This is a genomic window from Candidatus Rokuibacteriota bacterium (assembly GCA_016188005.1).
Classification (GTDB): domain Bacteria; phylum Methylomirabilota; class Methylomirabilia; order Rokubacteriales; family CSP1-6; genus UBA12499.
The window spans coordinates 28,193-48,661 of sequence record JACPIQ010000081.1 but is presented as its reverse complement, the minus strand read 5'-3'; the positions used below and the strand labels follow the sequence as shown (position 1 = coordinate 48,661).

Here is a 20,469-nt window from a genome sequence, read left to right as displayed (position 1 = left end):
CTTCCGTATTCGCTCGGCTCGCCTTCGGCTGCGCCTCGCCCGTCACTTCCGCACCCCGAGCTTGCGCAGGACCCACACCACCGGGTCGTAGTACTCGGTCACGATGCGCTCCTTGAGCGGGATGATGGCGTTGTCCGTGATGTGGATATACTCGGGGCAGACCTCGGTGCAGCACTTCGTGATGTTGCAGAAGCCGAGGCCGGCCTTCAGCCGGATCAGCTCGCGGCGGTCCTGGGTGTCGAGCGGGTGCATGTCCAGCTCCGCCAGCCGCATGAGGAAGCGCGGACCCGCGAAGGCCGCTTTGTTCTCCGCGTGGTCGCGGATCACGTGGCAGACGTCCTGGCACAGGAAGCACTCGATGCACTTGCGGAACTCGTGCCCGCGCTCGATGTCCTCCTGGAACATGCGCCGCGTCCCGTCGGACTCCTTGGGCCCGGGCGTGAAGGCGGGAATCGTCTTCGCCTTCTCGTAGTTGAACGAGACGTCGGTCGCCAGGTCCCGGATGAGCGGGAAGGTCTTCATCGGCGCCACCGTGATGGGCTCGCCGGGCTTGAACACGTTCATGCGCGTCATGCACATCAGCCGCGGCTTGCCGTTGACCTCGGCGCTGCAGGAGCCGCACTTGCCGGCCTTGCAGTTCCAGCGCACGGCCAGGTCCCCGGCCTGAGCAGCCTGGATGGCGTGAATCACGTCCAGTACCACCATCCCCTCCTGCGCCTGCACCCGGTATTCCTTGAAGGCGCCGCCCTTGGCGTCGCCGCGCCACACCCGCATCGTGACTTCGGAGGCGGCCATTATTTGTTCTCCTCGAAGAGCTTCTTCAGTTCACTGGGCATCTCGGGGATGGGCTCCGGGGAGACGCTGATCTCGCCGTTCTTGCGGCGCCCGACCACGTTGACCTTGCCCCACGTGGGATCGGCCTTCGGGTAGTCGTCCCGGGTGTGACCGCCGCGGCTCTCCTTGCGCTCCAGCGCTGCCCGTGTGACGGCCTCGGAGACGGCCAGCATGGAGTGCAGGTCCAGCGTCAGGTGCCAGGCGGGATTGAAGGCCCGGCCGCCTTCGACCTTGACGCGCCCGAGCCGCTGCTTGAAGACCGCGATCTCCTCCAGGGCCTTCTTGAGCTCGCCCTCGGTGCGGATGATGCCCACCAGGGCCTGCATGCACTCCTGGAGATCGGCGTGGATCGCGTACGGGCTCTCGTTGCCCTTTCCCTGCAAGGGCGCCAGGATCCCCTGCACGCCCGCTTCCACCTGGCCCGCGTCCACGGCGAGCCGGCCGCTCAGCGACTTGACGTACTGCGCCGCGTGGAGCCCGGCCCGGCGCCCGAAGACCACGAGGTCGGAGAGCGAGTTGCCGCCGAGTCGGTTCGCTCCGTGCAGCCCCCCGGCTACCTCGCCCGCGGCGAAGAGCCCGGGCACGCGGGTCGCGGTGGTGTCGGCGTCCACCCGGATCCCGCCGTTCATGTAGTGGCAGGTGGGCCCGACCTCCATGGGCTCTTTCGTGATGTCCACGTCCGCCAGCTCCTTGAACTGGTGGTACATGGAGGGCAGCCGCCTGCGGATGTAGTCGGCCGAGCGCCGGGAGGCGATGTCGAGGAAGACGCCGCCGTGCGGGCTGCCGCGGCCGGCCTTCACCTCGGAGTTGATCGCCCGGGCCACCTCGTCCCTCGGGAGGAGGTCCGGGGTGCGCCGGTTCTTCTTGTCCTCGTACCAGGCGTCGGCCTCCTTCTCGTTGTCCGCCGTCTCCGCCTTGAAGAACTCGGGGATGTAATCGAACATGAAGCGCTTGCCGTCAGAGTTCTTGAGCACGCCACCGTCGCCGCGCACTCCCTCCGTCACCAGGATGCCGCGCACGCTGGCCGGCCACACCATCCCCGTGGGGTGGAACTGGTGGCACTCCATGTCGATGAGCTCGGCGCCCGCATCCAGCGCCAGCCGGACGCCATCCCCGGTGCCTTCCCAGGAGTTGGTCGTGAACTTCCACGACTTCCCGATCCCGCCCGTGGCGAGCACCACGGCCTTCGTCTTGAAGACCACGATCTGGCCGGTGGCGCGGAAGTAGCCCACGGCGCCCGCGATGCGCCCGCCGTCCAGGACGAGCTGCTGGATGTTGCACTCCATGTGCACCTCGAGGCCCCTGTGCACGGCGCGCTGCTGCAGTGTCCGGATCAGCTCGAGCCCGGTGCGGTCACCGATATGGGCCAGGCGCGCGTACCGGTGCCCGCCGAAGTCGCGCTGCGAGATGAGGCCGTCCTTGGTCCGGTCGAAGAGCGCGCCCCACTCCTCGAGCTCGAGCACCCGGTCGGGCGACTCCTGCGCGTGGATCTGGGCCATGCGCCAGTTGTTGAGCATCTTGCCGCCGCGCATGGTGTCGCGGAAGTGGACCTGCCAGCTGTCCTCTTTCCACACGTTGCGCATCGCCGCGGCCATGCCCCCCTCGGCCATGACCGTGTGGGCCTTGCCCAGGAGCGACTTGCAGACGAGCGCGGTCCGGGCGCCCTGCGCCGAGGCCTCGATCGCCGCGCGGAGCCCGGCGCCGCCGGCCCCGAGGACGATGACGTCGTACTCGTGGGTCTCGTACTTCACGTCAGCAGCCATTGGCGTACCTCCAGGGAGAAAGGCATCGCGCTAGAAGAACCGGAGATCCCGGATGACACCCATGGAGAGCAGCCGCACGTACACGTCGCTCAACCCCACCCAGATGAGGCTGACCCAGGCGAGGAGCATGTGACGTTCGTTCAGACAGCTGATGGTGCGCCAGAGCGAGTACCTGGCCGGCCGGGTGTGGAACGCGTCGAGGTGCCCGCCGCAGAGATGGCGGCAGGAGTGGCAGGAGATGGAGTAGAGCGTGAGGAGCGCCGCGTTGAGCAGCAGCACGAGCGTCCCCACCCCGATGCCGAAGCCGTCGGGGAAGCGGAAGGCGAGAACCGCGTCCCACCAGAGGAAGACCACGATCACGAGCGAGAGCCAGAAGAAGTAGCGGTGGATGTTCTGCAGGATGAAGGGGAAGCGCGTCTCGCCCGTGTAGCCCTTCGCCACGTCCCGCACCGCGCAGCCCGGTGGGGAGCCGAAGAAGGAGCGGTAGTAGGCCTTGCGGTAGTAGTAGCACGTGGCCCGGAAGCCACCGGGGACCCAGAGGATCAGGAAGGCCGGCGAGAGGGTCCACCACGAGCCGATCAGCGGCAACGTCACGTGCTGGCAGCTGGTGGTCAGGCAGGGGGAGTAGAAGGGGGAGAGGTACGGCGCCACGTAGTAGTGCGCGTTCTGGAGCGCGACCCACGTGGCGTACACCGCGAAGCTCCCCAGGAGCAGGATCACCAGCGCGGGCTCGATCCACCACGCGTCGGTGCGCAGGGTCGCCCCCGGGATGACCTCGCCCCGCTGGTTGCCGAAGGTGTGTTTGCTCATCGGTGTTCTCCCATTCTCTCAGTCGCGCGCGAACTGCCTCATCCCGTCCTGGTAGAGGTCACCGCCGTGGCAGTCGTAGATCACGATGGCGGGGAAGCCCTCCACCTCGAGCCGCCTGATTGCCTCCGTGCCGAGGTCCTCGTAGGCGACGACCTGGAGCTTCTTGACGAAGCGGGAGAGCACCGCGCCCGCCCCGCCGATGGCGCCGAAGTACGCGGCCTTCTGTTGCCGGAGCGCATCCTTCACCGGCTGGGAGCGTGCCCCCTTGCCGATCGTCCCCTTGAGCCCCAGGCCATAGAGCGTCGGCGTGTACTTGTCCATGCGGCTGGCGGTGGTGGGACCGATGGAGCCGGCGACCTCGCCGGGGCGGGCCGGGGAGGGGCCCGTGTAGTAGATGATCTGCCCGCGGATGTCGATGGGCAGGGGCTTGCCCGCCTCGATCAGCGGCAGCAGCCGGCCGTGCGCGGCATCCCGGGCGGTGTAGAGCACCCCCGTGATCCGGACGCGGTCGCCCGCCTTGAGCGACTCGACGTCGGCATCCGTGAGCGGGGGGGTGATGTCCTTGATCCCGTCGGCCGCCGTCGTGATCACAGCGTCACCTCCTTGTGGCGATGGGCGTGGCAGATCTCGGAGGCGGGCTGCGCCCCCCTTCCGAACCTCCCCCCGGTCGATTGCGCCGACAAAGCCGGCGCTCGAAGCCGCCCGTTCACAGCGTCACCTCTTTGTGTCGATGGGCGTGGCACTCGATGGTCACGGCCACCGGCAAGCTGGTGATGTGGCACGGGTAAGTGAGGAGGTGGATGCCCAGCGCCGTGGTGTCGCCGCCATAGCCCTGGGGGCCGATGCCGAGGCGGTTGGCGCGATCCAGCAGCTCCTTCTCGAGGGCGTCCACGGCGGGGTCGGGGTTGGGCGTGCCCAGCTCCCGGAACAGCGCCTTCTTGGACAGGATCGCCGCCTTCTCGAAGGTGCCGCCGATGCCGACGCCAGCGACCAGCGGCGGGCAGGCATCCGGACCCGCCGTCTTGATGCACTCGAGCACCCATGCCTTGACGCCCTCCACCCCCTCGGCGGGGGTGAGCATCTTGTACTTGGAGCGGTTCTCACAGCCGCCGCCCTTGGGCATGATCTGGATCTTGAGCGTGGCGCCGGACACGACCTCCACGTGCACGACGGCCGGGGTGTTGTCCCCCGTGTTCACCCGGTCGAAGGGCGAGCGGACGATGGAGGCGCGGAGGTAACCCTCCGTGTAGCCCTGGCGCACGCCCGCGTTGACGGCGTCCGCCAGGAGCCCGCCCGTCACGTGCACATCCTGCCCCAGCTCGACGAAGCAGACGACGAACCCCGTGTCCTGGCAGTACGGGATCTTCTTCGTCCGGGCCAGCTCGGCGTTGTCCTTCAGGATCTGGAGCACCTGCCGGCCGGCGGCCGAGCGCTCCGTCTTGAGCGCCCGGTCGAAGGCCCGCAGCATGTCCGGCTCGAGCTCGTAGTTCGCCTCCATGCAGAGCTTCTTGACCGCATCGGTAACGGAGGACGTGTGGATGTCTCTCATGGCCGTGTCCGCCTGCGGCCTAGAGCTTCAGCTTGTCCACCAGCTCGCGCACCGCGCCGGCGGACTTCTGGAACGCCGCGTGCTCCTGCGGCGTGAGCTTGATCTCGATGACCTGCTCCACGCCCCGGCGCCCGAGCTTCACGGGCACACCCACGTAGAGGCCCTTCACGCCGTACTGGCCGTCCAGGTACGCGGCACAGGGCAGGATCTTCTTCTTGTCCTTGAGGATGGCCTCCACCATCTCCACCGTGGCGGCCGCGGGGGCGTAGTAGGCACTCCCGGACTTCAGCAGGGCGACGATCTCGGCACCGCCGTTGGCGGTGCGCTTGACGAGGGCCTCGATGCGGTCCGCCGGCAGGAGATCGGTGATGGGGATCCCGGCCACCGTCGAGTAGCGCGGCAGCGGCACCATGGTGTCGCCGTGGCCGCCGAGGACGAAGGCGGTCACGTTCTCCACCGAGACGGCGAGCTCCTGGGCGATGAAGGTGCGGAACCGTGCCGAGTCGAGGATGCCCGCCATGCCCACGACCCGCGGCGACGGGAAGCCCGACTTCTTCCAGGCGAGCTGGACCATGGCGTCCAGGGGATTCGTCACGAGGATCAGGATCGCCTCCGGCGACCTGGCGGCGACCTGCTCCACCACGCCCCCGACGATCTCGGCGTTCCTGAAGAGGAGGTCGTCCCGCGTCATGCCCGGCTTGCGGGCCAGCCCTGCGGTGATGACCACGATGTCCGACCCGGCCGTCTCGTCGTAGCCGTTGCTGCCGACGAGAGCCGAGTCGTAGTGGTGCACCGGCCCGGCCTGGGCCAGGTCCAGCGCCTTGCCCTGCGGGATACCCTCCAGCACGTCCACCAGGACCACGTCGCCCAGCTCCTTCTCCACCGCGTACTGCGCCACCGAGGCGCCGACGTTGCCGGCGCCCACCACGGTGATCTTCGCCCGCGCGCCCATCGCTATCCCTCCATGTTCTTGATGATCGCGGTGCCGAACTCGGAGCACTTGACCTCCCGGGCCCCCTCGGTCATCCGCGCGAAGTCATAGGTCACCACCTTCTGGCCGATGGTCTTCTCGAGCCCGGCGACGATCCGGTCGGCGGCCTCCGTCCAGCCCATGTGGCGCAGCATCATCTCGCCCGACAGGATGACGGAGCCCGGGTTGACCTTGTCCTGGCCGGCGTACTTGGGCGCCGTGCCGTGGGTGGCCTCGAAGAGGGCGTGCCCGGTGTCGTAGTTGATGTTGGCGCCCGGCGCGATGCCGATGCCGCCCACCTGCGCCGCGAGGGCGTCCGAGATGAGGTCGCCCGTCAGGTTGCAGCACGCGATCACGTCGAACTCGTCCGGCCGCGTGAGGATCTGCTGGAGGAAGGCATCCGTGATGGCGTCCTTCACCAGGATCCTGCCGGCGGGCGGCTTGCCGCCGCAGTCGTCCCAGGAGACGAGCCGGTCCGAGAACTCGCGCTTGGCCAGCGCGTAGCCCCACTTCATGAACATCCCTTCCGTGTACTTCTGGATGTTGCCCTTGTGCACGAGGGTGATGTTCCGGCGGTTCTGCTCGATCGCGTGGCGCATGGCCGCGCGGATGAGCCGCTCCGAGCCCTCCTTGGAGACGGGCTTGATGCCGATGGAGGAGGTGTTCGGGAAGCGGATCTTCTTGACCCCCATCTCCTTCTGGAGGAACTGGACCACCTTCTTCGCCTCGGGCGTCCCCTGCTCCCACTCGATGCCGGCGTAGATATCCTCGGTGTTCTCCCGGAAGATCACCATGTCGATCTTCTCCGGCGATTTCACGGGCGAGGGCACGCCCTTGAGGTAGCGCACCGGCCGGAGGCACACGTAGAGGTCCAGCTCCTGGCGCAGGGTCACGTTCAGCGAGCGGAACCCCTCGCCGATGGGTGTGGTGAGCGGGCCCTTGATCGCGATCAGGTACTGGCGGATCACGTCCATGGTCTCCGACGGCAGGAGGTTGGGCGGACACTCCGCCCCGTACACCGCCTTCGCCTTGTCGCCCGCGTAGGTCTCGCACCACGCGATCTTGCGCTTCCCCTTGTAGGCCCCGGCCACGGCGGCGTCGAGGACGCGCACCGCGGCCGCCCATATGTCCGGCCCCGTGCCGTCCCCCTCGATGAAGGCGATGATGGGGTGCTCCGGGACCTGCAGCTTGCCGTGACTGACGGTGATCTTCTCGCCCGCGGGAACCTTCACCTTGCCTGCCATGCACGCATCTCCTTCACCTGAGGCGGGCACCCGGGCTGTCGCCACGCCCGCCCCCGCCGGAATTGCACGTTCGCATCCATCTGTCGCGCGTCGCGAGTCGCCGTCATCCGGAGGGCGGGCATCCGGGCTGTCGCCACGCCCGCGTCTCTCACCAGGGATGGGCCCCGGGCTGTTGCCCGCCCATCCCCGACGGAACCTCGCGTTGGGTGCCTTCACCCACGTGACGTCAGCCGCCGTCGTCCCCGCCGGTTGTTTCTGGCTCTCCGTGAGCCGTGATCGCGCGCCTATTTCAGGGCGTTCAGGGCGGAGCCCGCCTTGAACCAGCCGATCTGCTCCTCCGTGAGGCTGTGGTTGCAGCGGATCGTCGCCGTCCCGCCGCCCGGCTTGCGGATGACCACCTCGACCGGGGCGCCCGGGGCGAGGCTCCCGAGCCCCCGGAGGCTCACCCGGTCGCCCTGCTCGAAGCGGTCGTAGTCCTTCGGGTCGGCGAAGGTCAGCGGCAGGATCCCCTGCTTCTTGAGGTTGGTCTCGTGGATCCGGGCGAAGCTCCGGACGATCACGGCGCGCCCGCCGAGGTAGCGGGGCGACATGGCGGCGTGCTCGCGGCTCGAGCCCTCGCCGTAGTTCTCGTCGCCGATCACCACCCAGCCGATCCCCCGGCCCTTGAGGTCGCGCGCGATCTTCGAGAACGCGCACCCCACCTCTCCCGTGACGGGATTCACGCCCTTGCCCGCCTCCCCGGTGAAGGCGTTGACGGCGCCCAGGAACATGTTGTCGCTGATCCTGTCGAGGTGGCCGCGGTACTTGAGCCAGGCGCCGGCCGGCGAGATGTGGTCGGTGGTCGTCTTGCCCCGGGTCTTCACCAGGATCGGCGAGTCGACGATGTCCCGGCCGTCCCACTTCGGGAAGGGCTGGAGGAGCTGCAACCGCTCGCTGTCCGGCGGCACCGCCACCGTGACGCTGTCCGGATCGTCCGCTGGCGCCTCGTACCCCTCCTCGCTGCGGGCGAAGCCCCGGGGCGGCAGCTGCTCCCCCTCGGGCGCGGTGAAGCGGAAGGGCCGGCCATCGGGGCCCGGCAGGGTGCCGTGCACCGGGTCGAACTCGAGCGTGCCCGCGACGGCCAGCGCCGTGACGATCTCGGGGCTCGTGAGGAACGAGAGGGTGGCGGCGCTGCCGTCGTTGCGCCCCGGGAAGTTCCGGTTGAACGACGAGACGATGGTGTTGGCCTCGCTGGCGGCCACATCCGAGCGCTTCCACTGACCGATGCACGGCCCGCAGGCGTTGGCCAGCACCGTGCCCCCGATCTTCTCGAAGGTGTCCATGAGGCCGTCGCGCTTGATCGTCTGGTAGATGCGCTCGGACCCCGGCGTGACGAGAAAGGGGGTCTTGGCCCTGAGCCCGGCCCGGAGCGCCTGCGTGGCGATGTGGGCGGCGCGCTTCATGTCCTCGTAGGAGGAGTTGGTACAGGAGCCGATGAGCGCGGCCTTGATGGGGGCGGGCCACCCCTCCTTCGCGACCTCGGCGGCGAGGCGGGAGACGGGTCGCGCCCGATCCGGCGAGTGTGGACCCACGATGTGGGGCTCGAGCTCCGAGAGGTCGATCTCCACCACCTCGTCGAAGTGCTTCTTGGGATCGGCCAGCACCTCGGGGTCCGCCACCAGGTGCGCGCGGTGCCGCTCGGCCAGTGCCGCCACATCCGCCCGGTCGGTGGCGCGGAGATACTCTCCCATGCGGTCGTCGAAGTGGAAGAGCGAGGTGGTGGCGCCCAGCTCCGCTCCCATGTTGCAGATGGTGCCCTTGCCGGTGGCGCTGACGGACTCGGCGCCGGGCCCGAAGTACTCGATGATCTTGTTCGTCCCCCCCTTGACCGTGAGGAGCCCGCAGAGGTAGGTGATGATGTCCTTGGGCGCCGTCCACCCCGAGAGTTTTCCGGTGAGCCGCACGCCGATCAGCCGGGGGTGGAGCACCTCCCAGGCCAGTCCCGCCATGGCCTCGCCGCAGTCGGCGCCGCCCACGCCGATGGCCGCCATGCCGAGGCCGCCGGCATTGGGCGTGTGGGAGTCGGCGCCGATCATCAGCCCACCGGGGAAGGCGTAATTTTCCAGGATCACCTGGTGGATGATGCCGGAGCCGGGCTTCCAGAAGCCGAGGCCGTACTTGCGCGCGGCCGATCGGAGGAAGTCGTACACCTCGCGGTTCTCCGTGGACGCGCGCTTCATGTCCTCGGGGGCCCCGCTCTGGGCCCGGATGAGGTGGTCGCAGTGGACCGTGCTGGGCACCGCGACGCGCTTCTTGCCCGCCTGCATGAACTGGAGCAGCGCCATCTGCCCCGTGGCGTCCTGCAGGGCTACGCGGTCCACCCGGAGCCGGAGCTGCGCCCGGCCGCGGTTCCATTCCTGCGCGTCGAAGTCGTCGGCGTGGCTCACCAGGATCTTCTCGGCCAGTGTGAGCCCGCGGCCGAAGCGCCGGCGCGCGGCCTCGAGGCGGGCGGGCACGGATTCATAGAGCCGCTGGATGAGGTCTACCGCCATGGAGGGCCTCCTCGATCAACCGGACCGCGTGGTCACCAGGTCGCGATTCGGGGCTACACGGACGAATCGCCTCCAGCCCGTCTCGGGACAGGAGGCGACCTGTCCAATTCACCGGCTACGCTAGCATGACGCGCGGCAACGGGTCAAGGCGCTCAGCGGCGCCGACGGCCCGCGGGAAATGGGCCGATCGGCTCAGAACAGCGCGAGGATGGCGCGGCGGCGGAGGCTCAGGATCGAGTCAGTGGGCGAGATCTCCATGGGACAGACCGCCGTGCAGCTGGCCTGCGCGTGGCAGCGGACCAGCGCGTCCTCGGACCGGAGGCGCGTGGCGCGGTCGGCGTGGGCCCCGTCACGGCTGTCCAGCTGGAGGGTGAAGGCGCGGTTGAGCGCGGCGGGTCCCGGGAAGCGCTCGTCGTGGGCCACCATGGTGCAGGCCGACAGACACATGCCACAGCCGATGCACTCGATGGCGGCGGCCACCTGGCGGCGCTCGGCGGTGTCCCGGCCCACGGCAGCGAAGGCGGCGGGCCCCTCGGCCGGCTCGAAGGTCGCCGCTGTCGCCAGCATTCTCCGGCGAAAGGGCTCCAGGTCCACGACGAGGTCCCGGATCAGCGGAAAGTGGTAGAGCGGGCGCACGCTGACGGTCCGCCGCGGCAGCCGCGCGAGGAGGGTCCGGCAGGCCCAGCGCTCGCGCCCGTCGATGACCATGGCGCAGGAGCCGCACATGCCCACGCGGCAGGCGTACCGGAAGGCGAGCGTCGGATCGCTCCCGCGCTGGATCTCCACGAGCGCGTCGAGCACTGTCATCCCCTCGCGCGCCGTCACGCGGTACTCCTGCACGCGCTCACCCGTGCCCGGGTCCCACCGGAAGACCCTCAGGACCACCGCCACATCCAGAAGACGACGAAGAGCAGGATCGCGAGCCCGAGGGCGCCGGCGAAGAGCGCGCGGTGCCAGCCCACCGGCAGACCGAAGTCGAGCAGGATGGCGCGCAAGCCCAGGAGCCCGTGGAGCAGCACGAGCCCGAGAAGCACCGCCTGCACGGCGGGGATGAACGGGTTCTGCAGGTGGAGGGCGATCACGACGACCAGCGCCACGGCCGCGGCCCGCTGGAGGAGCCAGGCCCACAGGCCGGCCTTGGTGTCGCGCCACCCCTCGCGCGTCGTCCATCCGCGCCGGAGCACCCGGGGCTCACTCATGATCGGCCGCGAGTATAGCACCGCTGCGTCCGCCCTCTGCAGGTCGGACTCGGCCAGGTTGACTGAGACCGCAGAGAGTGGTCATATGACCTCTTATGGAGGTCACGATCACCTCGAGCCCCTTCGGCAGCCGGACCCGGACCCGCGCGCTGCTCGCCCTCCGCCTGCTGGGCGAGAGCTATCCGCGCGAGCTGGCCCGGCTCCTCGGCGCCCCCCTCTCCAGCGTCCAGAAGGCGCTGGCGAGCCTGGAGCGCGACGGGCTGGTGGCCGCGCGTCCGGTGGGCCGGACGCGCGCCTTCCGGCTGGAGCCCCGCTACTTCGCCCACGAGGCGCTGGGGAAGTACCTCGACCGCCTCGCCGAGCCGGAGGAGGACCTCCGTGGCCGGGTGGCTGCGCTCCGCCGCCGGCCCCGGCGGACCGCCAAGTCGCTGTGATCACCCGGCAGTCCTCGCTGGCGGACGTGGCCATCGCGCTCGGGGACGCGCTCAGGCGGCACGGCATCCGGGCCGTGCTCACCGGCGGCGCGTGCGCGAGCCTGCACACGGCGGGCGACTACCAGTCGCGCGACGTGGACTTCGTGCTGGTCGGCCCGACCACCCAGGCCCGGCTGGACGCGGCGATGGCCAGCGTGAGGTTCCTCCGCCGGGGCGATTCCTACGTGCACCCGCGCACGGCGTTCTACGTCGAGTTCCCGCGCGGGCCGCTGGCCATCGGAAGCGACCACGCCATCAGGCCCGTCGAGCGCAGGCGGCGCGGAGCCCGGGCCCTCATCCTGTCGGCCACGGACTCGTGCCGGGACCGGCTGGCCGCCTTCTACCATTGGAACGACCGGAGCAGCCTGGCCGTCGCCGTCGCCATCGCCCGGAAGCGGCGCGTGGACCTCCGGGCCATCCGGCGCTGGAGCCTCGCCGAGGGATCCCCCGGCGGGTTCGAGGCCTTCCTGGCCGAGCTGCGGCGTCCCCCTCGGCCCGTCCGGCGGCACCGCCACGCGGCCCCGGGCGAGCCGGAACCGCTGACCGCGAGGGCCCAGAGGTCCCGCCTCTGACCGACGGGCGGCTGGCCTCCGCGCCTGCGACGGAGCGTCACCGGGTCAGTGGCCGGCCGACATCCCCCATCGCAGCACCGTCTTGCGCTCGATCCACTTGAAGCAGAGGTTCTCCACCAGGAGGCCGATGAGGATGACGGTCACGAGGCCCGCGAAGACCAGGTCCGTGTTCATCTCGAAGCGGTTCTGGTAGATGAACCAGCCGAGTCCCCCCTGGCTGCCCGCGACGCCGAACACCATCTCGGCGGCGATGATGGTGCGCCAGGCGAAGGCCCAGCCGATCTTGACCCCCGAGAGGATGTACGGGAAGGCCGCCGGCAACAGGATGCCCGCCACCAGGCGCCAGCCCGTGAGGCCGAAGTTCTGCCCCACGCGCCGGAGCGTGGGCGGCACGGTGATGAAGCCCGTGTAGGTGTTGAGCGACATGGGCCAGAGCACCGAGTGGATGATGACGAAGATGAGCGAGTTGACGCCCAGCCCGAACCAGAGCAGCGCCAGCGGCATGAGCGCGATGGCCGGGAGCGGGTTGAACATGGACGTGATGGTCTCGAGGAACTCGGCGCCGAGCCGCGTGGTCACGGCGAGCGTCGTGAGCACGAGCGCGATGGCGGCGCCGATGGCCATGCCGGTGAGGAGCACCTTGAGCGACTGGCCGGCGTAGCCCGGCAGCTCGCCCGACCGGACCGAGCGCAGGAAGGAGCCCAGCACCGTGGAGGCCTGCGGGAAGAGGAGCGGGCTCGCCGCCCAGCGCGTGAGCCCCTCCCAGGCCAGCAGCAGGACGACGACGATCGCGGCCTTGCGCACCGGGGCGTGGCGCCAGAGCGACAGCGGCGCGCCGGACCCCGCGGTCATTCGCCAAGCATCTCCTGGACCTCGCGCTGCACCCGGAGCGCCGCCTCCGTCTCCCGCTGGCCCACCGCGGCGTTGTCCAGGACACGGCGCACCCGCCCCGGCCCCGGAGACAGGATCAGGATGCGATCACCGAGCAGCGCCGCCTCCTGGATCGAGTGGGTGACGAAGAGGATGGTCTTGCGCGTCGCCTCCCAGATGCCGAGCAGCTCCTCCTGCATCTTCCGGCGGGTGAGGGCGTCCAGGCTCGCGAACGGCTCGTCCATGAGCAGCATGGCCGGGTCCAGCGCCAGCGAGCGAGCGATGGCGACGCGCTGCTTCATGCCGCCCGAGAGCTGATGGGGGTAGGAGTCCGCGAAGGGCTCGAGCCCCACCATGGCGATGAAGCGACGGGCCTGCTCGCGTGCCGCCCGGTCGGGCATGCGCCTGGCGACGCGCAGCGGGTACAGGACATTGCCGAGGACGGTCCTCCAGGGCAGGAGCTGGTCGAACTCCTGGAAGACGACCACGCGGTCGGGCCCGGGGCGCGAGACGCGGCGCCCGTCGAGCTCCACCGCCCCGCATGCCGGGAGCAGGAAGCCCGCGATGGACTTGAGGAGCGTGGACTTCCCGCACCCCGAGGGACCCAGCAGGACGAACTTCTCCCCCACGCCCACCGAGAAGGACACCCCCTCCACCGCGGTGAAGAGCCCGGTCTCGGTGGGGTAGGAGATCGTGACGTCCCGGACCTGGAGCAGCTCCTGCATCAGGCGCGAGCTAGTTCCCGGGGGCCGAGTGGAGGTGCTCGAAGGCGTAGTCGCGCCACGAGGCCGGCACGGCCTTGGTCATGCCGATCTTCTGCATGAAGGCCGAGAACTTCATGAGCCCCGTGGGCGTCATGGAGTAGCGCAGCCCCGGCTGCTTCATGATCTGCAGGATCTGCTCGGGCGTGGACTTGGCCTTCTCGCTGGCGACATAGAGCCGCGCCGCCTCGGCTGGCTTGTCGGTGATGAAGTCGGTGGCCTCCCGGAGCGCCTCGACGAAGGCCCGGACGAGCCGCGGGTTGGCCTTCACCCACTTCTCGCTGGCCCAGACCAGATTGAAGGTGTGCGGGCCGCCGGCGGCCTGGTAACTGTCCATCACCGTGTGGATGCCGGGGTCTCGCAGCTGCTCGTACTGGAAGGGCGGCGAGCTGAGGTGGCAGGTGATCTCGCGCTTGGACAGGATCGCGGCCGTGGCGTCGGGATGGGCCATCGCGACGATCTGCGTGTTGAGCGCCTTGGGGTTGCCCAGCACCTTCTCGGCCTCCATCTGCAGCGCCACGTGCTGGATCGACCCGATGGCGGGCATGGCAATGCGGTCGGTGGGCTTGAGGTCCTTGAGGCTCCTGATGTCCGGACGGGCGCAGTTGAGGTAGAGCGGCATCTCGTTGAGGGCACCCAGCGTCTTCCAGTCGAGCCCGCGGTCGATGGCCTGGATGAAGGGGCCGAGCCCGCCGGAGCCGATGTCGAGCTGCCCGGCCACCATGGCGTCGCGGATGACGGGGCCCGAGGTGAGCTGCCGCCACTCGAGCTCCACCCCGGGGAGCCGCTTCTCGAGCAGCTTCATCTCGCGCATGAGGATGATGTGCAGATAGCCGAGCCCCGGCTGCTTGACGATGCGGAGCTGCCGGGCCTCCTGGGAGGCGACCGGCGGGGCGCCGAGCAGGGTCAGCGCGAGGAGGGCCGCGCCGAGCGACGAAGCGATACGCGTCACGGAGTGGGGCATGGGGGTCTCCTTGGTCAGTCGCCGACCTCGACGCCGAGGGCGGGGCTCGCTGCCTCCGGGCGGTAGCGGGTGAGACGCACGGGCTCGGTCCAGAGGCGGGGCGTGGCCCCCTCCTCGATCTGGACGTGGACGTTGACCAGCACCGCCGACGGCTCGGGGTGATCGGCACGGAAGTGAGACCCACGGCTCTCCGCCCGCTCCAGCGCGCTCCGGGCGATGAGGCCGCTCACCTGCGCCTGGTGGCGGAGGTTCGCCCAGTCCTGCCAGGCGAGGTTGAAGGCCGGACCGCCGGCCAGCCCGACGCGCTCGGCGCGGGCGGCGATCTCCTCGATCTCCCCCACCGCCGCCTGGAGCCCCGCGCCGGTACGGATCAGTCCCACCCGCTCCCACATGACGTCGCGGAGCCGGGCCTGGAGCCCGTAGAGGTCCTCCTCCCCCCTCCGCTCGAGGGCCGCCGTCATGGCGGCGGCCTCGGCCGCGGCGGCGGCCCCGGACAGGCGCGGGAGGGGCCGGCCGGCCACCCACTCGGCCATGGTGTCGCCCGCGATCCCGCCGAACACCGTGGAGTCCGCCACCCCGTTGCCGCCCAGGCGATTGGCGCCGTGGACGCCGCCGGCGTCCTCTCCGGCGGCGAAGAGCCCCTCCACCGGCGTCCTGCAGTCCGTGTCGATCACGACACCGCCCATGGTGAAGTGCGCCGTCGGCCCCACCTCCACGGGCTCGCGTGCCAGGTCGCGGCCGAAGTCGCGGCAGCGCTTGACCATGCCGCGGAAGTTCCGCTCGACGAACTCGGCGCCGAGGTGCGAGACGTCCAGCCATACCCCGCCGTTGGGCGTCCCCCGCCCCTCCCACGCCTCGATGAAGGCGGCCCGGGCCACGCGGTCCCTCGTGGAGCGCTCCATCCGCTCGGGGTCATGGCGCGCCATGAACCGCTCGCCGCGGTCGTTGAGCAGCCGCCCGCCGGCCCCGCGCAGCCCCTCCTCCAGGAGCGTCCCCGTGATGAGCGAGTCGGGGACGATGAGGCCGGTTGGGTGGAACTGGATCATCTCCATGTCCTTGAGGGGCGCTCCCGCCCGGACGGCCAGCGCGAGACCGTCGGCGGCCTTGTCCGCCGAGCAGGCGAAGACACGGTACATGGTGGGCCCGCCGCCCGTGGCGAGCAGCGTCGCGCGGCTCCTCGCGACGAGAAAGGCTCCGCTCCGGATGTCGAGAAGCAGGGCGCCGCCGACCCGCCCCCCCTCGTCGCGGAGGAGAGCCACCGCCCGGTGCTCCTCGAGCGGGCGGATGGCGGGCCGGACCCAGACCTGCTCGCTGAGCCGGTTCATGATCTCGATGCCGGTGAGATCGCCCTTGTGGATGGTGCGGTCGTGGGTCTGGCCGGCAAAGGGCTTCTGGTGGACGCGGCCGCCGGCGTCCCGGTCGAAGAAGCAGCCGTAGCGAGCCTCGAGCTCGAGCACGCGGCGGGGAGCTTCGGAGACGAGCCTCCAGACCAGCTCCTGGTCGTTGATCCAGCCGCCGCCCTTGAGAGTGTCGAGGCAATGGGCGTCCAGCGAGTCGGGCTCGCCGAGGACGGCGTTGTAGCCGCCCTGAACCATGCGCGTGCAGCCGGCGCGGCCAAGGAGCCCCTTGACGACGACGGTGACGGACAGCCGGGGCGAGCGGTCCGAGGCGTGCAGCGCCGCGCAGAGACCCGCCCCCCCTGCGCCGAGCACGAGGATGTCGCTGACGATGGTGTCGATCACGAAACCCGCCGCGGTCGGGAGATGCAAGCGCCGGGATGGTCGAGACCCGGCCGGCGCGGCACGACTATAGCGTCTGGCAGAGGCGGGCGCAATCGGCGCCGGGCGCCCGGGTCACCGGGCGGGCGCCGGACGCCCGGGATCCGCGCCGGGAGCGGCGAGCAGCGCGCCCAGGAGGGCCCGCCCCTCGGCGCCGAGCCAGCTGCGCGTGCCGGCGCCCCGCGCGACCATCTTGCCGTCGCGCCCGATGAGGAAGACGGTGGGCGTGGCTGTCACGCGGTAGGCGGCCACGGCCTCCCCCGCCGGATCGAGCAGGACCCGCGAGGTCAGGCCCCTGTCTCTCACCCAGGCGGCCACCTTCTGCCGACCCTCCTGGATGTTGATGGCCAGGACGGTCAGCCCCTTCCGCCCCAGCTCCCGGTGCACCTGCTCGATGGTCGAGGGTAACTCCCTCGCGCAGAACGGTCACCACGAGGCCCAGAAGTAGAGGAGGACCACCTGCCCCCTCATGTCGGACAGTGACACCCGCTTGCCGTCGAGGGCCTCGAGGGTGAACGGGGGCGGCGTCTGACCATCGAGCGGGACGAGCTGGAGGTCGAGGAGCAGGTCCTCGACCACCTCCGATCCGGCCGCCGAGACGGTGCCGGCGACCAGGAGCGCGAGCAGGGAGAGCGCGACCGCCGACATCTTCCGAGCCTGCCTCATCCTGCGGTCTCCCTCTCCCCACAACCCCCGCGCGCCGCGCTCTATTCCCGCGGCGCCCGGCCCGGATGGCCCGGGCGGCCCGACCCCGTCCCGGTCGGGGGCCTCACAGCACCTTCACGCGAGGCCGGGGGTCGAGCCTGACCCGCTTGAGGTCGCGCAGGTGCTGGGCCACCACATCGTAGGCGGGCGGCCCCGGGGCCTCCGGGCCGACGGAGGCCCAGCTCGCGGTCTTGTACCGGCTGGTGGCGGACAGCAGCACGCCGCCCGCCCGCATGTCGCTGATCCGCTGCCCCATGGGCTTCCGGGGATCGATGGCGTAGGTGAGCCCGCCCACGCGGACCATGTCCCCCCCCTGGCGATAGTAGGGATCGGGGTGGAAGAGGTTGTCGGCCACATCCTCCATGATCTGGCGGATCTCGGCGCCCGTGAGCTCGCGCACGAGCGTGTTCGGGTAGGTGAGCCCCGTATGCGCGTACACGTCCTCCAGCGTGATCGTCTGGCCCGGCACGATCGTCAGGCCCCAGCGGAAGCCCGGGGAGAAGGCCACCTGAGCGTCGAGGCGCTTGAGGAGAGCATCGAGAAGGACCTCGTCGAAGCTGCCGTTGAAGTGCCCGCGGCGGTAGAGGAGGCTCTCGGAGACGGCCAGGGGCTCGGCGAGACGCGCCTCGTGGGGGGCACGGATCTCGCGGATCAGGCGGGCCATGTCGGGGTCCTCGGGGACCTGCCGCGAGAGCACGGGCAGGAGCTTGTAGCGGTGCGCCTGGACGCGGCCGCGCCTGACGTCCAGGTCCAGGCGGCTCAAGAACTTCCCGTGGGCCCCCGAGTTGATCACGAGCGTCCGGCCCACGGTGATGGGCTCGGGCAGGCCGTCGTGGGTGTGGCCGCCGAGGACGACGTCGATGCCGCGCACTCGACCGGCCATCTTCACGTCGGTGCTGAGCCCGTTGTGGCTCAGGAGCACCACGACGTCCGCCTTCCTGTCGTCCCGCAGCTCGTTGACCAGCCGCTGGGCCTGCTGCTCCTGGATCCCGAAGGTGAGGTTCGGCACGAGACGCTGGGGGTGGGAGATGGGCACGTACGGGAAGGCCTGACCGATGACGCCGACCTTGACGCCGCCCACCTCACGGAGGGTATACGGGTGAAAGACGGGCTCGTCCCAGTTGAGCTCCTTGCAGTTGTGGCAGACGAAGTCACCCTTGAAGAGCCCCCGGCTCTCCCGGTCTCCGAACAGCTCCTTCACCCGGTCGATCCCGTGGGTGAACTCCCAGTGGGGCGTGAACACATCCACGCCGAGCTGGTTCATGGCCCGCACCATGTCCTCGCCACGCGTCCAGAGGGCCGTGGCCGAGCCCTGCAGCGTGTCGCCGCCGTCCAGCAGCAGCGTCTGGCCCGGGCGCGCGGCGCGGACACGCCGGACCAGCGTCGCGATGTGCGCGTAGCCACCCATCCGGCCGTAGCGCGCGGCCAGGGCGACGAAGTCCAGGTGCGTGAGGGCATAGGCGGCGGCCGAGCCGCGCGCCAGCCCGTAGGCCTTGAGGAAAGCCTCGCCGGTGAGGAATGGCCGCGTGCCTGCCTCGGCGCCGACGCCGATCAGGCTGTCCGGCTCCCGGTAGTAGACCGGCAGCAGGGTCGCGTGCGGATCCGTCATGTGGAGCAAGGTCACGGGCCCCAGCGGCTGGAAGTCGAGCAGGCGCTCGGGCTCGAGCGCGGCGGCCAGCGCCCCGCCACTTCCGGTCCCCAGGGCGCCGGCCACGCCGAGGAGCGTCAGGAAGTCCCGACGCGTGACGTCCACGCCCTCAGTGCCTGATGCCCGGCACGCTCAGGGGCTCGCCCTGGTCGAACGAGGTGAGGTACAGCTCCAGCTCGGCGTACTCGACGGCGTCGGCCGGCAGCATGTTCATCCCCAGCGGCGTCAGGCACCACTGCATGCGCTTGCGCATGTCCCACACCTGGGCCTGGCTCGTCCGCCAGGTGGGGAAGTGGCGGGTGAGCCCGTTCTCCACGTTGCCGAGAAGCCGCCCGCCCAGGAACCGCTCGGCGCCGCGCCCGCTGCCCGTCGTGTGGCAGTCGGCGCAGGCGTGGTTGCGCTGGCCGACGCGCTTGTGGAAGCTCGCCCGGCCCCGCTCGAAGGCCGCGCGGTGCTCGGGCGTCGACAGATCCAGCGCCACCGGCATCCCGTTGGAGGCCATCTTGACGAGGATGGTCATGTCCAGGTTCTCGGCGCTCTGGGCCAGCACTTGGGTGCCCGTGGTCTCGGGCGCGTGGACGGTGAGGAAGTCCTCGATGCTCATCACGCGCCGGTAGGGCTGCACGTATTTCGGGTAGTGCGTGGCCACACCCTTCATGGCCTTGCCGGGCCCGCCCGGATGGCAGTCGGCGCAGGACTTGCCGGCCGGCCCCTTCCTGGCCCAGGAGGCCTCGGCCGCCTCGGCGCGGACCACGGCCGGGTTGTTGGTGGAATCCAGGTTGTCGCCGAAGCCGGGGGGCTTGGGGCGGGTGTTGGGATTCCGCTCCCTGTCCCTTTCCGGGGGCGGGGGCCCCTTCTGCGTCTTGAGGAAGGCCACGAGGTCCATGACCTCGCCGGGGGCGAGCATGCCGCTCGTGCCCCACGGGGGCATCGTCGTGTTGGGGAAGATGTGCCGTGGGTCGTAGATGAGGTTGAAGACGTACTCGTCAGTCAGGCCCCGGTCGCCGAAGGTGGAGAGATCCGGCCCCATGTTGCCCGCCGGCCACACGTCCTGCCCCTGGATGAGGTGGCAGCCCGTGCACGGCCCCTTGGCTCTGGCCAGGAAGAGGCTCCGGCCCTTCTTGGGATCTCCCGCGGCGGCAGGCATGGGCGCCTTCCCCGGTCGCGGCTCCGGCCTGGTGTCATCGTAGGCGTACGTCCTGAACTGGCCGAAGTCTGCGCTGCTCCAGCCCTTGTAGCGGAGCGCCTGCCGCTTGCCATCGGGCAGGGTCTTGACTTCGCCGCGGGCCTCGGCGGTCGCGCGCGTGACCCATGGGGTCGGGGGCAAGCCGGCCCGCGGATCCGGGGGCTGCGTCTCGGAACAACCGGCGGCGAGCGCCGCCACGAGCACCCATGCGCCTGCCACGCGAGCGGGGCGGATCATCGGTTCGAGGCCTCCTTGTCAGCGGGCGGGATGCGTCACCCGAACTTGATGTCGGCCGTCCCCTCGTACTTGCCGCCGTGGGTGTCGAGGAAGGTCACCTTGAGCGGCCCGGGATCGGTCGCCTTGAAGGCGAACGAGAAGAACGGGTTCTCGCTGAGTGACTGCGTCGTCTCGAACTGGGCGATCTCCTTGCCCAGGTAGGTGACGATCACGCGGTTGATGAAGCGGTAGTTCTTGTCCACGGGCTTGCCGTCCTTCCGCTCCACGATCTCCATGGGGTGGATCACCAGCACGCGGACCTTGACGATGTCTCCCGCCTTGATGCTCGACGGGATGCGCATCCTGACGCGTCCGATCTCCGCCATGGCGCTGTCT

Annotated in this window: 21 protein-coding genes; 2 read left to right on the top strand and 19 right to left on the bottom strand. The window is 70.2% G+C overall.

Annotated features, from left to right (window positions below; all coding sequences use genetic code 11):
- Nucleotides 1–42: 42 nt before the first annotated feature.
- From HYV93_15865 to HYV93_15820, 10 genes are all read right to left on the bottom strand, one after another.
- Complete coding sequence (locus tag HYV93_15865; protein MBI2527448.1) at nucleotides 43–795, bottom strand: succinate dehydrogenase/fumarate reductase iron-sulfur subunit; 753 nt, start codon at nucleotides 793–795, stop codon at nucleotides 43–45.
- Nucleotides 795–2,597 carry a fumarate reductase/succinate dehydrogenase flavoprotein subunit gene (locus HYV93_15860; GenBank protein MBI2527447.1) on the bottom strand — a complete coding sequence of 601 codons (1,803 nt, stop codon included), beginning with the start codon at nucleotides 2,595–2,597 and terminating at the stop codon, nucleotides 795–797. Before HYV93_15860 ends, HYV93_15865 begins: the two co-directional genes overlap by 1 nt.
- 30 nt (nucleotides 2,598–2,627) lie before the next feature.
- The gene (locus HYV93_15855) at nucleotides 2,628–3,407 is read right to left on the bottom strand and encodes a succinate dehydrogenase (GenBank protein ID MBI2527446.1); all 780 of its coding nucleotides are present in this window, start codon (nucleotides 3,405–3,407) and stop codon (nucleotides 2,628–2,630) included.
- An 18-nt stretch (nucleotides 3,408–3,425) separates the two neighbouring features.
- The gene (locus tag HYV93_15850; protein MBI2527445.1) at nucleotides 3,426–3,974 is read right to left on the bottom strand and encodes a Fe-S-containing hydro-lyase; all 549 of its coding nucleotides are present in this window, start codon (nucleotides 3,972–3,974) and stop codon (nucleotides 3,426–3,428) included.
- 139 nt (nucleotides 3,975–4,113) lie between these two features.
- Nucleotides 4,114–4,956 carry a fumarate hydratase gene (locus tag HYV93_15845; protein MBI2527444.1) on the bottom strand — a complete coding sequence of 281 codons (843 nt, stop codon included), beginning with the start codon at nucleotides 4,954–4,956 and terminating at the stop codon, nucleotides 4,114–4,116.
- Between the two features lie 19 nt (nucleotides 4,957–4,975).
- A complete protein-coding gene (gene mdh / locus HYV93_15840) occupies nucleotides 4,976–5,908 on the bottom strand; it encodes a malate dehydrogenase (protein MBI2527443.1) in 933 nt (310 codons plus the stop codon).
- Between the two features lie 2 nt (nucleotides 5,909–5,910).
- The gene (gene icd, locus HYV93_15835) at nucleotides 5,911–7,170 is read right to left on the bottom strand and encodes an NADP-dependent isocitrate dehydrogenase (protein ID MBI2527442.1); all 1,260 of its coding nucleotides are present in this window, start codon (nucleotides 7,168–7,170) and stop codon (nucleotides 5,911–5,913) included.
- Between the two features lie 284 nt (nucleotides 7,171–7,454).
- Nucleotides 7,455–9,701, bottom strand: a complete 2,247-nt coding sequence (locus HYV93_15830; GenBank protein MBI2527441.1) for an aconitate hydratase — start codon at nucleotides 9,699–9,701, stop codon at nucleotides 7,455–7,457.
- Between the two features lie 192 nt (nucleotides 9,702–9,893).
- Entirely contained in the window at nucleotides 9,894–10,586 is a 693-nt protein-coding gene (locus HYV93_15825; GenBank protein ID MBI2527440.1) for a succinate dehydrogenase/fumarate reductase iron-sulfur subunit, read from the bottom strand.
- Nucleotides 10,577–10,900, bottom strand: a complete 324-nt coding sequence (locus HYV93_15820; GenBank protein ID MBI2527439.1) for a succinate dehydrogenase — start codon at nucleotides 10,898–10,900, stop codon at nucleotides 10,577–10,579. Before HYV93_15820 ends, HYV93_15825 begins: the two co-directional genes overlap by 10 nt.
- Nucleotides 10,901–10,995: 95 nt before the next feature.
- Here HYV93_15820 and HYV93_15815 point away from each other — a divergent pair, with 95 nt between their 5' ends.
- Nucleotides 10,996–11,334: a winged helix-turn-helix transcriptional regulator gene (locus tag HYV93_15815; protein MBI2527438.1), complete on the top strand. Its 339-nt coding sequence runs from the start codon at nucleotides 10,996–10,998 to the stop codon at nucleotides 11,332–11,334.
- Complete coding sequence (locus tag HYV93_15810) at nucleotides 11,331–11,945, top strand: hypothetical protein (GenBank protein MBI2527437.1); 615 nt, start codon at nucleotides 11,331–11,333, stop codon at nucleotides 11,943–11,945. The genes HYV93_15815 and HYV93_15810 overlap by 4 nt, the downstream gene beginning before the upstream one ends.
- A gap of 45 nt (nucleotides 11,946–11,990) precedes the next feature.
- Here HYV93_15810 and HYV93_15805 read toward each other — a convergent pair whose 3' ends face one another.
- From HYV93_15805 to soxZ, 9 genes are all read right to left on the bottom strand, one after another.
- Nucleotides 11,991–12,797: an ABC transporter permease gene (locus HYV93_15805; protein ID MBI2527436.1), complete on the bottom strand. Its 807-nt coding sequence runs from the start codon at nucleotides 12,795–12,797 to the stop codon at nucleotides 11,991–11,993.
- On the bottom strand, nucleotides 12,794–13,540 hold the full coding sequence (locus tag HYV93_15800; protein ID MBI2527435.1) for an ABC transporter ATP-binding protein: 747 nt from the start codon (nucleotides 13,538–13,540) through the stop codon (nucleotides 12,794–12,796). The genes HYV93_15805 and HYV93_15800 overlap by 4 nt, the downstream gene beginning before the upstream one ends.
- Before the next feature lie 10 nt (nucleotides 13,541–13,550).
- Nucleotides 13,551–14,540, bottom strand: coding sequence for an ABC transporter substrate-binding protein (locus HYV93_15795; protein MBI2527434.1), 990 nt, complete (start codon nucleotides 14,538–14,540; stop codon nucleotides 13,551–13,553).
- A 14-nt stretch (nucleotides 14,541–14,554) separates the two neighbouring features.
- Nucleotides 14,555–16,282 (bottom strand): FAD-binding protein, encoded by a 1,728-nt coding sequence (locus HYV93_15790; protein ID MBI2527433.1) that lies wholly within the window; start codon nucleotides 16,280–16,282, stop codon nucleotides 14,555–14,557.
- A 111-nt stretch (nucleotides 16,283–16,393) separates the two neighbouring features.
- On the bottom strand, nucleotides 16,394–16,705 hold the full coding sequence (locus tag HYV93_15785; GenBank protein MBI2527432.1) for a TlpA family protein disulfide reductase: 312 nt from the start codon (nucleotides 16,703–16,705) through the stop codon (nucleotides 16,394–16,396).
- Between the two features lie 39 nt (nucleotides 16,706–16,744).
- Nucleotides 16,745–16,984: a TlpA family protein disulfide reductase gene (locus tag HYV93_15780; GenBank protein MBI2527431.1), complete on the bottom strand. Its 240-nt coding sequence runs from the start codon at nucleotides 16,982–16,984 to the stop codon at nucleotides 16,745–16,747.
- Nucleotides 16,985–17,087: 103 nt separating this feature from the next.
- Nucleotides 17,088–18,776 carry a thiosulfohydrolase SoxB gene (soxB, locus tag HYV93_15775; protein ID MBI2527430.1) on the bottom strand — a complete coding sequence of 563 codons (1,689 nt, stop codon included), beginning with the start codon at nucleotides 18,774–18,776 and terminating at the stop codon, nucleotides 17,088–17,090.
- A 4-nt stretch (nucleotides 18,777–18,780) separates the two neighbouring features.
- Nucleotides 18,781–20,094, bottom strand: a complete 1,314-nt coding sequence (soxA, locus tag HYV93_15770; protein ID MBI2527429.1) for a sulfur oxidation c-type cytochrome SoxA — start codon at nucleotides 20,092–20,094, stop codon at nucleotides 18,781–18,783.
- A 35-nt stretch (nucleotides 20,095–20,129) separates the two neighbouring features.
- Nucleotides 20,130–20,459, bottom strand: coding sequence for a thiosulfate oxidation carrier complex protein SoxZ (soxZ, locus tag HYV93_15765; protein MBI2527428.1), 330 nt, complete (start codon nucleotides 20,457–20,459; stop codon nucleotides 20,130–20,132).
- Between the last annotated feature and the right edge of the window lie 10 nt (nucleotides 20,460–20,469).

Bases quoted from the DNA above. Each gene is read 5' to 3' on its own strand.
- HYV93_15865 (MBI2527448.1), bottom strand. From the start codon at position 795: ATGGCCGCCTCCGAAGTCACGATGCGGGTGTGGCGCGGCGACGCCAAG.
- HYV93_15860 (MBI2527447.1), bottom strand. From the start codon at position 2,597: ATGGCTGCTGACGTGAAGTACGAGACCCACGAGTACGACGTCATCGTC.
- HYV93_15855 (MBI2527446.1), bottom strand. From the start codon at position 3,407: ATGAGCAAACACACCTTCGGCAACCAGCGGGGCGAGGTCATCCCGGGG.
- HYV93_15845 (MBI2527444.1), bottom strand. From the start codon at position 4,956: ATGAGAGACATCCACACGTCCTCCGTTACCGATGCGGTCAAGAAGCTC.
- mdh (MBI2527443.1), bottom strand. From the start codon at position 5,908: ATGGGCGCGCGGGCGAAGATCACCGTGGTGGGCGCCGGCAACGTCGGC.
- icd (MBI2527442.1), bottom strand. From the start codon at position 7,170: ATGGCAGGCAAGGTGAAGGTTCCCGCGGGCGAGAAGATCACCGTCAGT.
- HYV93_15830 (MBI2527441.1), bottom strand. From the start codon at position 9,701: ATGGCGGTAGACCTCATCCAGCGGCTCTATGAATCCGTGCCCGCCCGC.
- HYV93_15820 (MBI2527439.1), bottom strand. From the start codon at position 10,900: ATGAGTGAGCCCCGGGTGCTCCGGCGCGGATGGACGACGCGCGAGGGG.
- HYV93_15815 (MBI2527438.1), top strand. From the start codon at position 10,996: ATGGAGGTCACGATCACCTCGAGCCCCTTCGGCAGCCGGACCCGGACC.
- HYV93_15805 (MBI2527436.1), bottom strand. From the start codon at position 12,797: ATGACCGCGGGGTCCGGCGCGCCGCTGTCGCTCTGGCGCCACGCCCCG.
- HYV93_15800 (MBI2527435.1), bottom strand. From the start codon at position 13,540: ATGCAGGAGCTGCTCCAGGTCCGGGACGTCACGATCTCCTACCCCACC.
- HYV93_15795 (MBI2527434.1), bottom strand. From the start codon at position 14,540: ATGCCCCACTCCGTGACGCGTATCGCTTCGTCGCTCGGCGCGGCCCTC.
- HYV93_15780 (MBI2527431.1), bottom strand. From the start codon at position 16,984: ATGAGGCAGGCTCGGAAGATGTCGGCGGTCGCGCTCTCCCTGCTCGCG.
- soxA (MBI2527429.1), bottom strand. From the start codon at position 20,094: ATGATCCGCCCCGCTCGCGTGGCAGGCGCATGGGTGCTCGTGGCGGCG.
- soxZ (MBI2527428.1), bottom strand. From the start codon at position 20,459: ATGGCGGAGATCGGACGCGTCAGGATGCGCATCCCGTCGAGCATCAAG.